Origin of the sequence: Acinetobacter sp. KB005 (genome assembly GCF_049949095.1) — a bacterium.
Classification (GTDB): Bacteria; Pseudomonadota; Gammaproteobacteria; order Pseudomonadales; family Moraxellaceae; genus Acinetobacter; species Acinetobacter calcoaceticus.
Map to the genome: position 1 here is coordinate 3,111,897 of NZ_CP188191.1, position 14,309 is coordinate 3,126,205.

Annotated in this window: 9 protein-coding genes; 8 read left to right on the forward strand and 1 reads right to left on the reverse strand. The window is 36.4% G+C overall.

Going from position 1 to position 14,309, the window contains the following annotated elements; all coding sequences use genetic code 11:
* Positions 1-207: 207 nt before the first annotated feature.
* The 7 genes from ptsP (at position 208) to ACPF64_RS14945 (ending at position 10,725) form a co-directional block, all read left to right on the forward strand.
* Entirely contained in the window at positions 208-3,063 is a 2,856-nt protein-coding gene (ptsP, locus tag ACPF64_RS14915; RefSeq protein WP_416658048.1) for a phosphoenolpyruvate--protein phosphotransferase, read from the forward strand.
* Positions 3,064-3,078: 15 nt separating this feature from the next.
* Positions 3,079-4,026: a 1-phosphofructokinase gene (gene pfkB / locus ACPF64_RS14920; RefSeq protein ID WP_416658049.1), complete on the forward strand. Its 948-nt coding sequence runs from the start codon at positions 3,079-3,081 to the stop codon at positions 4,024-4,026.
* Positions 4,013-5,731: a fructose-specific PTS transporter subunit EIIC gene (locus tag ACPF64_RS14925; protein ID WP_426454221.1), complete on the forward strand. Its 1,719-nt coding sequence runs from the start codon at positions 4,013-4,015 to the stop codon at positions 5,729-5,731. The genes pfkB and ACPF64_RS14925 overlap by 14 nt, the downstream gene beginning before the upstream one ends.
* A gap of 837 nt (positions 5,732-6,568) precedes the next feature.
* On the forward strand, positions 6,569-7,033 hold the full coding sequence (locus tag ACPF64_RS14930) for a MarR family winged helix-turn-helix transcriptional regulator (RefSeq protein WP_002121027.1): 465 nt from the start codon (positions 6,569-6,571) through the stop codon (positions 7,031-7,033).
* Between the two features lie 196 nt (positions 7,034-7,229).
* Positions 7,230-7,445, forward strand: coding sequence for a hypothetical protein (locus ACPF64_RS14935; protein WP_003652142.1), 216 nt, complete (start codon positions 7,230-7,232; stop codon positions 7,443-7,445).
* Between the two features lie 599 nt (positions 7,446-8,044).
* A complete protein-coding gene (locus tag ACPF64_RS14940; protein WP_426454224.1) occupies positions 8,045-10,141 on the forward strand; it encodes a sensor domain-containing protein in 2,097 nt (698 codons plus the stop codon).
* 140 nt (positions 10,142-10,281) lie between these two features.
* Positions 10,282-10,725 (forward strand): universal stress protein, encoded by a 444-nt coding sequence (locus ACPF64_RS14945; RefSeq protein ID WP_005046644.1) that lies wholly within the window; start codon positions 10,282-10,284, stop codon positions 10,723-10,725.
* Positions 10,726-10,783: 58 nt separating this feature from the next.
* Here ACPF64_RS14945 and ACPF64_RS14950 read toward each other — a convergent pair whose 3' ends face one another.
* Positions 10,784-12,226 carry a glucose/sorbosone family PQQ-dependent dehydrogenase gene (locus tag ACPF64_RS14950; RefSeq protein ID WP_426454226.1) on the reverse strand — a complete coding sequence of 481 codons (1,443 nt, stop codon included), beginning with the start codon at positions 12,224-12,226 and terminating at the stop codon, positions 10,784-10,786.
* 612 nt (positions 12,227-12,838) lie between these two features.
* On the opposite strand from ACPF64_RS14950, the gene ACPF64_RS14955 reads away from it, so the two are divergent.
* A complete protein-coding gene (locus ACPF64_RS14955; RefSeq protein ID WP_426454228.1) occupies positions 12,839-14,293 on the forward strand; it encodes a SulP family inorganic anion transporter in 1,455 nt (484 codons plus the stop codon).
* The last annotated feature ends 16 nt before the right edge of the window (positions 14,294-14,309 follow it).

Consider the following 14,309-nt stretch of genomic DNA (forward strand, 5'->3'; position numbering starts at 1 on the left):
CAAGAAAGTAAAATATGTTCGACATTCACTTCTTTGTATTAAAAACGAGCATTTTTTTACGTAAATACGTCGATATAGCTTTAAAGTTCTGCTATGGTAATTTATCTGAAGCTGTTGTTTAAAAACGGTTAAACTAACCTATTTTAATACAAACAGCTTCTTTTTTTCTGTTTTAGCTAAAGCCAAAGAAATTGTTCAAGGATAATTATGCTAGCACTAGAGCCTCAACATATTCATATGAATCAACATGCTGTTGATAAACAACATGCATTACAGTGTCTAGTAGATATATTAGTGAAAGATGGGTTGGTTACTCCTGACTATATAACAGGACTTATCAACCGTGAACAGCAAAGTGCGACCTATTTAGGTCAGGGAATTGCAATCCCTCATGGGACTCCTCAGTCACGAGAATTTATTTTAAAAACTGGTATTCGTTTAGCCCATTTTCCAGAAGGAATAATATGGGATGGGGAAAATACGATTTATTTAGCTGTTGTTATTGCAGCAAAATCCGATGAACATTTACAAGTATTACAAATATTAACTAGAGCGTTAATGCACGATGTAAGTGAACAAGTAAAAAATGCATCAAAACCTGAGCAAATTATTGAACTATTACAAGCTCAACCATTATCTTTAACACTACATGAAAATTTAATTCAAACTGAAATTGAAGCTCAGGATATTGAAGATTTGTTTTGGGCAGCAACTCAAGTCCTTAAAAAACAGAATTTCGTAAAATGCGGTTTCTTAAGTTCTCTAGATCCAGAGCAAGTCATTCAATTGCAAGACCAGATCTGGTCTGTTTCTAGTAATCATTTTGTTCAACAACCAGCTATTAGTATTGTAAAACCACGTCATCCCTTAGATTTAAACGGGCAGAAACTAAATACTTTAGTCTGTGTTGCTGCAAATGATCAGTTAGATAGCCAAAGATTTAATCGGCTGATTGATATTTTATTTAATCCAGAACAAGTTGCACAACTAGATCAAACCCAAGCACCAAATGAAATTGCTAAAATTATTGGTGCGGAAGTGATTCCCGATTGGCCAAACCGTTCAGTTGTATTGGCCAATACACATGGATTACATGCCAGACCCGCGACTCATTTAGTTAACTTAACAAAAACTTTTCAAGGCGATATTCAAGTTGCAGTAGATGAAGGTAGTTTTGTTTCAGCTAAGAGTTTGACTCGCTTATTGGCTTTAGGATGTAAACGAGGTCAAACTTTACGTTTCATTGCCGAACCAGAAACAGATGCAGTAGAAGCTTTAGATAAAGTGATTTTGGCAGTACAACAAGGCTTAGGGGAAGAAATTGAACCGCTACTCTCTTCAGATACCAAAGAAGACCAAACACCTCAAACAGTAACATCATTACCAAAAACATTGAGTACAAATACAGGTATTCCAGCTTCTAGTGGTTTAGCTTTTGGCCCAGTACATGTCATTAAACCTAAAGTTTATCAATATGAACGTATGGGTTTAAGTGTTAAAGCTGAGAAAGAGAAACTTGATATTGCTCTTCATGCAGTTAAAAACAATATTCACCAAGTTATTGCGAAATCTGAAGCTTCTGAAATTAAGCAAATATTCCAAGCACATTTGGAAATGCTTGATGACCCCGATCTCATTAATGGTGTTTATCAAAAGATTAACTTAAATCTTTCTGCCCCTGCTGCTTGGCATGAACATATTGAAGCAGCAGCTAAAGAGCAAGCGGCTTTACCAGACCGTTTACTGGCTGAACGTGCTACAGACTTACGTGATATTGGTGATCGAGTTTTGGCTCAACTCTGTGGCGAAGTTATCATCGAAGAACCTAAAGAGCCTTATATCCTGATCATGTATGATGTTGGCCCTAGTGATGTGGCTCGCCTCAATAAAGATCGTGTTGCTGGTATTTTAACAGCTGTTGGCGGTGCTAGTGCCCATAGTGCTATTGTTGCGCGTGCTTTAGGTATTCCTGCCATTGTTGGTGCTGGGGATCAAGTATTGGACATTGAGCAGAAAAGCTCTCTTCTAATTAATGGAGACACGGGAGCTTTCGTTTTAGATCCAACTGCTCAACAAATCGAAAATGCAAAACAGGAACGTGAGCTTCAACAAAAAATTCGGGAAGAAGCTGAACGCCACTGCCAAGAACCTGCGATTACTCTAGATCAACACCAAATCGAAATTGCAGCCAATTTAGGAAAAGTTCAAGCCACAGCCCACGCAGTAGAATGTGGCGCGGAAGCAATTGGCCTACTTAGAACAGAGCTTGTTTTTATGGCTCATAGCAGCGCCCCAAATGAGGCAGCCCAAGAAGCAGATTATCGGGTTGTCTTAGATGCACTTGCTGGTCGCCCTCTCGTAGTACGCACTTTAGATGTAGGAGGCGATAAACCTCTGCCTTACCTACCAATTGCAGAAGAAGAAAATCCGTTTTTAGGACTAAGAGGCATTCGCTTAACCTTAAGACGACCTGAGCTATTACGTCAACAGCTTACTGCTTTGCTTAAAGCCGCAGATGATCGCCCTTTAAGAATCATGTTCCCAATGATTGGCCGTGTAGAGGAATGGCGTGCTGCTAAAGCAATTCTTGATGAAGTAAAAGCTGCCTATACATGTGCGAACTTACAAGTTGGCATTATGATAGAAGTTCCTTCTGCCGCATTACTCGCCCCTATTCTTGCGCAAGAAGTAGACTTCTTCAGTATTGGAACAAATGACTTAACTCAATATACCTTAGCCATTGATCGTGGTCATCCTATCCTCTCAGCTGAAGCAGATGGTCTGCATCCAAGTATTTTGCAATTGATTGATCAAACAGTAAAAGCTGCACACAAACATGGCAAATGGGTAGGTATATGTGGTGAACTAGCAGCTGATCCAAAAGCTGTACCTATTCTTATGGGATTAGGTGTAGATGAACTCAGTATGTCACCGAATAGTATTGCCTTGGTAAAAGCACAGATTCGTACACTAAACTACAGCAAAGCTCAAATACTTGCACAGCGTGCACTTGAATGTGATAGCGCCCCTGCTGTACGTCAGTTATCCGAACAAGAACTGTAAAGATTAGGAATGGTAATGGCTAAAATTTTAACAATTACTTTAAATCCTGCAATTGATGTGACCATTCAACTCAATGAGTTGCAGGTAGGTGAAGTAAATCGCCAAGAATCTGTAGAGATTCATGCTGCTGGAAAAGGGCTTAATGTTGCACAAGTTTTAAAAGATTTAGGACATGATGTTATTGTTTCCGGTTTTCTAGGAACTAGTAATCGACAGATTTTTGATACACATTTTGAGCAAGTTCAATTTCAATCTGAATTTATTTATATTGAGGGTGAAACGCGCCAAAATATAAAAATTGCTGAACATTCCGGCCGTATGACTGATTTAAATGGAAAAGGATTTTTAGTATCTGAACTGGATAAAAAGAACCTATTCCAAAAAATCGAAATGATTTTACCGCAAGTAGAAGTCGTTGCTATTGCTGGTAGCCTTCCGCAAGGTTTTGGTATTGATGAGTTTCAAAAGCTTATTAGGCTCATTCAAAAACATGGTAAAAAAGTTGCCCTTGATACAAGTGGTAAAGCGTTAGTCGCTGCAATTGAATGCCAACCATGGATGATTAAACCAAACACCGATGAGTTAGTAGAAAGCTATCAGCTTCCTGCCACAACCTATGCCGAGCAAAAAAAGCTTTTTAAAAACTTAGCTAAAATTGAGCATGTCCTTATTTCGATGGGTGAAGACGGTGTAAACTGGCTACATGAAACACATCCACTACATGCCCAAGCCCCTAAAGTGATCGTTAAAAGTACCGTTGGTGCGGGCGACTCTCTTTTAGCTGGCATGATTCACGGCCTAATAAATAACTTCTCTGCCGAAGAAACATTGAAAACGGCTACAGCAATTGCGAGCCACGCTGTAACACAAATTGGCTTTCATATTCCAAATGCTGAAATGCTAAACCAATTAAAAGCCCAAACTACAATCAATTCATTGAGCGAATCTGATGCCAACTGCTAAACATTTATTATTTGTCATTAATAGTCCGCAACAGCAAGTCAATGCTTTGATTTTAGCTCGAAAGCTTGCACAGGTAGCATCCCAAAAGGGTTACGAAAATAACATAATTTCGCTCGATGAATTCGAAGAAAATCAAAACTTTGATCAAGTGGTTGTTATTGGACAACGTCCTAAAAATCTTAATATTTTTGGTACACACCCTTTATCTTTAATTAGCATTGAAGAAATCAAAAATGATGCTCATTCAGCTTTCCAAGCTGGCTTAGATCATTTAAAGCCAGCTCAAGATTGGCAGAGTGATAATACGCCATCGCCAAATAAAGCGACTAAATTTGTTGCAATCACTGCGTGCCCTACAGGTGTTGCCCATACCTTTATGGCTGCTGAAGCATTACAACAAGGTGCAGAAAAACTTGGTTATGATATTGAAGTAGAAACACAAGGTTCCGTTGGTGCAAAAAATATTTTATCAGCCCAAGCTATTGCTGAAGCGGACATCGTGATTCTTGCTACTGATATTGAAGTTAACACAGACCGTTTTGTGGGCAAGCGTGTTTACCGATGCGGTACTGGTTTTGCATTAAAGCAAACAGATAAAGCCTTTGCTGAAGCGATTAGTAATGCACAAGTTTTAGATCAAGGTAAGCAACAAACATCAGCAGAGAACAAGGATAAAACCGAAAAAGTTGGCGTATATAAACATCTCTTAACAGGTGTGTCTTATATGTTACCTATGGTAGTGGCTGGTGGTCTTCTAATTGCCCTATCCCTATGCTTCGGCTTAAATGCTGCTGAACAAGCAGGCAGTTTACCAGCCATATTAAAACAAATTGGGGCCGCTGCATTTATGCTCATGGTCCCGATGTTATCGGGTTATATTGCCTACTCCATTGCTGATCGCCCTGGCCTCGCACCTGGCTTAATTGGCGGCTTACTCGCCTCTCAATTACAAGCAGGCTTTTTAGGCGGCATCGTTTCAGGTTTCCTTGCGGGCTATATCGCACTTTTTATTGCAAAAAAACTCAAACTTCCTACTAGTCTAGAAGCACTTAAACCGATTTTAATTATTCCTTTATTAGGTACATTATTTGTTGGCCTTATTATGTTCTATGTGGTTGGACAGCCTGTAGCACATATTTTCGAGCTCATGAAAGACTTCCTAAATAATATGGGTACAACAAATGCTGTGTTAATGGGAATTATATTAGCAAGCATGATGTGTATCGATTTAGGTGGCCCAATCAATAAGGCAGCCTACGCTTTTACTGTCGGATTGCTTACAACAAATACCTATATGCCTATGGCAGCAACAATGGCGGGCGGTATGGTCCCTGCTATTGGTATGGCCATTGCAACTTTCGTGGCTAAAAATAAATTTAGCACAGGAGAGAAAGATGCCGGAAAAGCTGCTTTCGTATTAGGGTTATGTTTTATTTCCGAGGGTGCTATTCCCTTTGCAGCTAAAGACCCAATGCGCGTTATTCCAACTTGCATTTTAGGTGGTGCGGTGACTGGCGCACTTGTTGCACTATTCCACTGCGAGTTAGTTACTCCTCACGGCGGTGTATTTGTTCTTTTAATTCCTAATGCAATTAATCATGCTTGGCTCTACCTTGCTGCAATTGCTGCAGGTAGTATCGTTACAGGAATAAGCTATGCAATTGTTAAGAAAAAAGTAGAAGAAAAAATTGTAACCATTTCATAATAAAAAAGGGGAGAATATTAATTCTCCCCTTTTTTTAAATAAATACTATTCAACAATCTGTTTTAATAGTGCTTATATCACTTAATCTGAGTAGCTCTTGCCATAATCTGTGCAGGTACTTCTTCTGCTAACATAACTGTTAAAGTTAGTTCTTTTTTGGGGATTTAGTAGATGAGCGACGTACTGCCTGAGTAAAAATTGTTAAAAATATAATTTATAGACAAAAAAGCTAAATTTATAACGCTAATCATTCAACTAGTTTTTTAATTTTATATAAAATAATCAATAAGTTGTTAAATAAACCCATTTTATTTTGCTAAATAATAGATGATTCATGTTAAATGTATGGTAAATTTCACTAACAATAAAATAAATTAAGCCACTGATATTTATAAATATTTTTTATTTAAATATCTTGATTTTTCATAGTTATGACTTTAGAGACAAAAACTATCTCGTTCAATGCCACGGTCAAATCATAATTTTTTTTCTACGATGCGTTTGCAAGCCAATATCGTTTAATTAACGATCAAGCAAGCCTAGATGCAATCTTGTATATCTGTTCAAAGATTTTAAGGAATTAATGGCTATGACTTATCAAGTCACATTAATTTTCAACAAACTTTGACTATAGAAGAAAAGTATTTGTAGTTTGTGCAAAGTATAGGGATGTTTATCAAGACAAGAGTAACTAAACCATGTCATTGTTAAATTTAGCTATATAAATTTTGCTCAGCAAGTAAAGTCCTGATATAACTTGCTTAATGAAACTATATTTTTCAACTATTAAAGATAGTTCACCAGAAATGCGATCCACCAAGGTATGGGGAAAAGTCAATGACAAAGAAGTATGCGCGTTTTTTACCTACAACAGAATCTTTTACTCTTGAAGATTTTCCATATTATTGGATTACTCAAGTACATGCTCAGTATGTACAAAATATTGATAATGCTTTAAAAAAATATGGTTTAGATAACTCACGTAGACGCATTATGTTGGCTTTAAGCAGTAAGCCTCATGCGAGTGTTTCTGAACTTTCAGACATGATTATTTCAAAAATGTCGACGACGACTAAAATTGTCTATCGCTTAAAAGATGAAGGTTTGGTTGAAACTTATTCTTGTCAGACTGATGGTCGAATCACCCGCGTGGTACTTACAGAAAAAGGTACTGAAATGATCAATAAGATTAATGATCTAACCAGCGTAGTACTCGAGCAATCATTCGAAGGTATCACTCCATTACAATTAGAAAAAATGATGGAAAGTTTAAAATTGCTTTTAAAAAATCTTTCTCGTTAAAAATGGAATAGATGTTTTACTCGTCAGCAATAACTAAGCTCTCTTCAAGAGAGCTTTTTCTATTTTAATGCCTCGTTTAAGCATTGATAGAAACAATACCCCACATAAAATAATCAATTAACTTCTCATGTGTTGACTTGAGCTCTTAACTCCAGTAGAAATTCTCTTTCAATAACTGAATAGCAAATTTTTGAAAATGGCTAAAAGAAAATACAAAAGTGACAAGTTTCAAGTGCGCCGTATTAACCGTCAATGGTGGGTACTTGAAAAAGACCTCGAATCAAACTGCTATTTAAAACATGAACAAGTGGCAACCAAAACCTTAGCAAACAACTATGCAGATGATTATATTGAACAATACTATATGAATCTTTACATTCAACAAGAGTTGAAAAAACCTGAAACTGTATAAAAAAGCCATTTGGCTTTTTTTTATTTTTAATAGTTTGAAATTATAAAATCAAAAATTAGGAATAAAAAAAACCTACATCTTGGGGAAAATGTAGGCTATAAAATGCACAAAAAGGAAATATATATCCTTCTTGATAAAAAGAATTTTACGATAATATAAGCCTTTATTTTATATTACTTTTGTAAACTTAATGGTGGTTATTGTATTTATCTAGAATTTTTTAAACCTACCCCTCTTGATATATTATGGTTAAAATTTGAGTTATTAAAATTTTAATCATCACAATTTACTTCTCATCATTTTATAATTTATTTTCATTAGTTTTATTAAGATAGGTTTCTAAAGACAATTATAAGTTTCTGTTTTAATAAGTTTTTTACAAAAATAAGCATAAATCTTTTTTTAACTTAACACAGATAAAAATCAATAAATAACAAAAACATAAATTAAATATTAAGTATATAATATATTTAACACCTCAATTTTAGTTCAAAAAAAAGACAGTTTAAATTTATTTATTGCTGTTTTGATTACTACAGAAAGATTACAATAATGACTTATAAATAAATTAACCCTCATACAATCTTTCTAGGCATGTTATGACTTCAATGTCGAACAACACCCAAAAGCATTTTATTGTTGAGCAAATTCCACTACCAACATGGGTAAGTGATGAAAATGGCTTGATATTATATTGCAATGTAGAGTGTACAGAATATTGGCAGGATACTTTTTCTCCATTACCTCAGCAATGGTTAGATTTTATATCTCCTGTCGATTTAGATGAAGTCAAAAATAGATGGCTCGAAGCAATTCGCCTGCAAAAAAGAATAGAATTAAAATGCCGACTTTTACAAAGTGGCAATCAATATAGATGGTGCAAACTTTCTATTCAAGCCTCCAAATATCGCGGCTCTTCTCTAGCCAGTGAATGGTATGTCAGCTTTTTAGATATTGATCACGATATTCAAGAACAACAAAACTTGCAAAAGAATATTGAAATACAAAATCAAATGTTAGACATCAGTGTTGATTGCATTAAAGTATTAAATGTTGACGGCACAGTTTCTCATATGAATAAATCAGGATGCCTCGCTTTAGGCGTTCCTGTTGATGAAACAGAATTTGGAATGAAATGGCTTGAGCTTTTACCACCTCATATTCGTAAACGTGGACGCGTCGCTTTAAAAAAAGCCCTTCAAGGCAAAGTTGCCAGATTTGCTGGAATGAGCTGCTTACCAGATCAAGACCCAGAATATTGGGATAATATGCTGACCCCGATTCATCGTGAAAATGGTGAAATCGGACAAATACTTTGTGTATCTCGTAACGTTACTCAACAGCATCTGACAGAAAATCAGCTTAGAAATATGAGTGAAAGAGATGACCTGACCGGATTATGTAATCGGCGCTCATTTAAATTTCAACTTAAACGGACCCTTGCATATTCAAAAGATAGTCAAACAAGTGTGGGTTTACTATTAATTGATCTTGATCATTTTAAGCATATTAATGACACTTTAGGACATAGCGCAGGCGATCATCTTTTAAAAGTTTTATCCAAACGCTTTAGTCATTGTGTTGATGATGAAAGATGCTTTGTTGCAAGACTAGGTGGAGATGAGTTTGCAGTTATTATTAATAACCTCAAATCTGAAAATGATGTACGTGACCTAGCAGCCATTTTACTTCAGCAGTTAAATCAACCTATTACCTATTTAGGCAATGTTCTAAATGGCGGTATGAGTATTGGTTGTGCGATTTATCCTCAAGATGCCGTAGACCAGTCAGGTTTATTAAGTTGTGCTGATATGGCATTGCATGACTTAAAAGCACGTGGCCGTGGTGGTATTCGCATGTATGATCCATGCATGATGCAAATGACCGAAACAGTTGCTTCTCAACTTAATTTAGCACGCCAGCTTATTCGCCATCATACCATCCAGCCCTACTACCAACCCAAAGTAGATTTAAGAACTCATCGTGTTGTAGGTTTTGAAGCTCTATTACGATGGCATACTACTTCAGCTCAAAGAGGTTACCCTGCACAAATTGCAGAGGCTTTTAAAGATTATAATTTAGCGAGTAAGATCGGTGAAACTATGCAACATCAAGTTTTACGAGACATCGCCAAATGGATAGATCTTGGTATTAAACCTCTTCCTGTTTCGCTCAATGCTGCACCAGTTGAGTTCTTAAGAGACAACTATGCTGAAAAGCTTTTGAAAAAGATCCATCAATTTCAAATACCGACACATTATATTGAAGTAGAAGTCACCGAACATATGCTGGGCGACCGAGGTTCAGAATATGTGATCCGAGCACTTAATAAATTAAAACAGCATGGCGTACGTATTGCATTAGACGACTTTGGTACTGGTTTTTCATCGCTAACCCATATTCGCGATTATCCAATTGACAGCTTAAAAGTAGATTGTAGTTTTATACAAAAGATGCAACATGACCCATCAATTTATGCGATTGTCCAAGCAATTGGTTTACTCGCTCCAAATTTATCACTGGGGCTCATTGCAGAAGGAATTGAAACTCCAGAACAAGAAGAACTACTTCGACAATTTGGATATAGTATAGGTCAAGGATTCTTGTTTGAGTCCGCTATAGATGCCAATCAAGTCATTTCAATTCTCAAACAGAATCAACCCTACCTAGAAAGTCATTACAATGCTTTAAGATAAAATCTTTAATAAACTTTCTCGCCTCTATTCATACTAAAAATAAACAATAAGTTTTTAAAAATTGTTCATAATATAAGCATAAAGATAATAAATCGGTGTTTTGGCACCATACATTGTCATAGGACAATAAGGAGCAATATATGAGTTATCACCATATCTTAGTTCCAGTCGATGGTTCTCCTACTTCACTCATTGCTGTTAATCATGCAGCAGCACTTGCTAAGGCCTTTGGTAGTAAAGTGACTCTAGTATATGCGCTTACTATAGATCCTTTTATTTCTGTAGAATTCATTGATAGTACAGAATTAGCACAGGATTATTTTAATAAAGCTAGAGCATCAATTCAGGGTATTTTAGACCAAGCGAAAGAACAATTTAGCCAGCATGGAATTTCTGTTGAAACAAAAATTGTTGAAGGTCAAACAATTCACACGGAAATTATTAAAGCAGCGACGGAGCTCAAAGCAGACTTATTAGTCATTGGCTCTCATGGTCGAAAAGGGTTTAAAAAGTTCTTCTTAGGAAGTGTGACTCAAGCTCTTTTAGGAGAAATTCATTTACCGGTATTAGTCGTAACTGAATAGTTTTTCTGAAGCTCAAAAAAACCGATCTTATGTAGATCGGTTTTTTTAATAGCCTGTTTTACTGAGCTTTATATGTAAATCTAATCAGAGATCCTAGGTTTTCTAATGTATTCGTTACAGAGCCATCATCTTTTTGGACATTTCCGGAAGTATCAGTCAATACATATAAAACATTCCCATCTGGACTTGCAATCACGTCACGATAACGGTTATTGCTCTTAAACATCGGCACAGCATCATCATAAGTAGCACTGTAAGTTGGATCTAGCTTAATACGGAAAATAACACCGCGCTTTAAAGATGGAACCAATAAGGTATTTTCCCAATCAGAAATTGCTTTTTTGCCTCCCTTATAGACATAAGCAGATGACGGCGCAACTGTTGGCCAGCAAATGTAGGTCATATCCCCACAGGTTGGGTCATTATAGTTATAGGTATCTTGGACGGTATATAAAGTTTTTAACGGCGGTACAAAGTTTTTACCAGTCCATTCAGACTCTTTAGTCACTGGAACGCCAGCTGCCACTTTTAAACCATTTTGTCCTAAATCTTTAATTTGTGCTTTATTGCTTGCTGCTGAATAATTTGCATAAGCATAACCGCTGTCATCTTTATAACCCGCTACATTTGGCCAGCCATAGTTACCACCTTTGACAATGAGGTTAATTTCATCGTCAGAGTTTGGACCTTGTTCAGATTGCAACAGTTTACCATTTGGAGTAAATGCCAAGCCCTGTGGATTACGATGACCGAGCGTATAAATATGACTAATTACACCGTTAAAGCTTGGATTATCTTTTGGAATACTTCCATCCAGATTTAAGCGTAATACTTTACCCATATAGGTATGATAGTCTTTGCCGCTCAGTTCCTGTTGAGTCGGCGTATGCTGTGCTTGATTTGGCAAGAATAAATAAGCCAGCTGGTTACGTCCCTGATCACCAATCGTATAGTAAATCTTTTGGTCTGGACCAATGACAAGGCGACCCGACTGATGGTCTTTCGATGAAGGTAATCCTGCTAATAAATCTACTGGTTTATCAAGAGTATCTTTTGCTTTGTTATAGGTATATCGACGAATAATAGTTTGATTGGGTAATTCTTTATCTGTAGATTTCGGATTTTTAAAAGTACCTGAAACATAGATATAAGGATTATTTTTAAAGTCAGGATGAAAGGCAAAACCCAATAAACCGTTTTGTCCATCAGCATCATTTACAGTCTCAGGAACCTGAAAAACTGTTTTTACACTGCCCGACTCTGGATTCACTCTTAGAATCTTACCTGTTGCCCGCTCCGTTAACCAAATTTGATTATCAGGCCCCCACAACAAAGCATGTGGCTTATTTAAATTAGATAGAAGAACTTTCTTGTCAAAGCTTTCTGTTTTCGCTTTAGCAAATTGAGATGGTGTAAGAGGAACATCAGCAAATGCTGAATTGAGCGTAAGTAGCTGAGCAGCACCTAATAAAGTAATTTTAGCCAATAAATGTTTATTCATATGTCCACCTTATAAATTGTCAAAATTTTCCGAGAATTTTTAAACCGTTAATAAAGGGTTTGTAGGAGTTCTCTATATGATTTGTATTATGATGAATAACGAATCTATTAAAATCTAAATTTCTGAAAGGCTCTGTTGCATAAAAGTAGCTATTAAAAAGAGATAAACACTCTCCCAAAGCCTTTTTAAGATGAGTAACTTAAAGCTAATTTTGATCTATTTTTATACGTGCTCAATTAATTTTATATCTTAATGTTTTTTGAAATGGTCTTCTAAAGTTAGCACAATATCACTATTAACCATGAGTGCAGATCAGTATCCTTTCATAAAAAAATTTCATAAACCCAATGATGAAAAGCATTCAATTATAAAGTTTTTGCTATGCAAATTTCCTAAGCTCAGGTTAGTCAACCTGAAAAACTTATGCTATTCTTCGGCCACTTTTTAAAGCCTCAAATTCGCTATCCCCATGACACTTACGCCACCTTAAGTTTATTTACCCTTACCCATTGTAAATAACTCATCATTGTTTAGTGATGTGGTGTAGTCGCTTGTGTTGATATATCACTTCACTAGCCTTTTCAAAATTTAGAACTATAGGCTATCCCCCTCATGTTAACGAATGTCCGAGAACAATGGTTCTCTAATGTCCGTGCAGATATTCTTTCCGGTCTTGTTGTTGGTCTTGCTTTAATTCCAGAAGCAATTGCATTTTCAATTATTGCGGGTGTAGACCCGAAAGTTGGGTTATATGCGTCTTTTTGTATTGCAGTCATTATTTCATTTGTAGGCGGTCGTCCCGCTATGATTTCGGCAGCTACAGGTGCCATGGCTCTAGTCATGACAACACTTGTAAAAGACCATGGGCTTCAATACCTATTTGCAGCAACTGTTTTAACTGGCGCCATACAGATCTTAGCTGGATATTTCAAACTCGCCAAACTCATGCGTTTTGTTTCCAAATCAGTCGTTATTGGGTTTGTTAATGCCCTCGCCATACTCATTTTTATGGCTCAACTACCAGAATTGGTAAACGTGACGTGGCATGTCTATTTATTGGTAGCAATTGGTTTAGCAATTATTTACCTATTCCCTTATGTACCCAAAATTGGAAAGTTTTTTCCCTCCCCTCTTATTTGTATTGTCGTCGTTACACTGCTCGCCATTTTTTTAGGTATTGATGTTCGAACAGTGGGTGATATGGGTTCACTACCAGATACCTTACCTATATTTTTAATTCCAGATATTCCTTTTAATTTAGAAACACTGCTTATTATTCTTCCCTATTCATTAGCCCTTGCTGCTGTTGGTTTACTTGAGTCAATGATGACAGCAACAATTATTGATGAAATGACAGATACACCGAGCGATAAGTTTCAAGAGTGTAAAGGCCAAGGGATTGCCAATATTGCCTCAGGCTTTATGGGAGGAATGGCTGGTTGTGCCATGATTGGTCAATCCATGATTAATGTAAAATCTGGTGGTCGCACACGCCTATCTACTTTTTGTGCAGGAATATTTTTACTGATTTTAGTTGTATTCTTAAGTGATTGGCTAAAAGTAATTCCTATGGCAGCTCTTGTTGCTGTCATGATTATGGTGTCAATCAGTACTTTTGAATGGAAGTCGCTGATTCACTTTAAATCGAATCCTAAAAGTAGCAATGTTGTTATGATTGCAACTGTCATTGTTGTTGTAGCTACCCATAACCTAGCACTAGGCGTATTAACCGGTGTTTTACTTTCCGCGTTGTTCTTAGCCAATAAACTTGAAAATGATATTCATGTAAATACATCCTTTGAAGGTGAAACGCGTGTGTATGATTTAAGAGGACAAATATTTTTTAGTTCTTCTGAAAAGTTCATGCAAGGGTTTAACTTTAAAGAAGATATAAAAGAAGTCATTATAGATCTTGCACACTCACATATTTGGGATGTAACTTCAGTAGCAATGCTTGATTCGGCTATCAATAAATTTCATAAAAATGGCATAAAAGTTACTGTACGCGGCTTAAATGAAGCCAGTTCAATCATGATTGATAAATATGGTACTCACGCTAAAATTTAAAAAAGGTCCTTCGGGA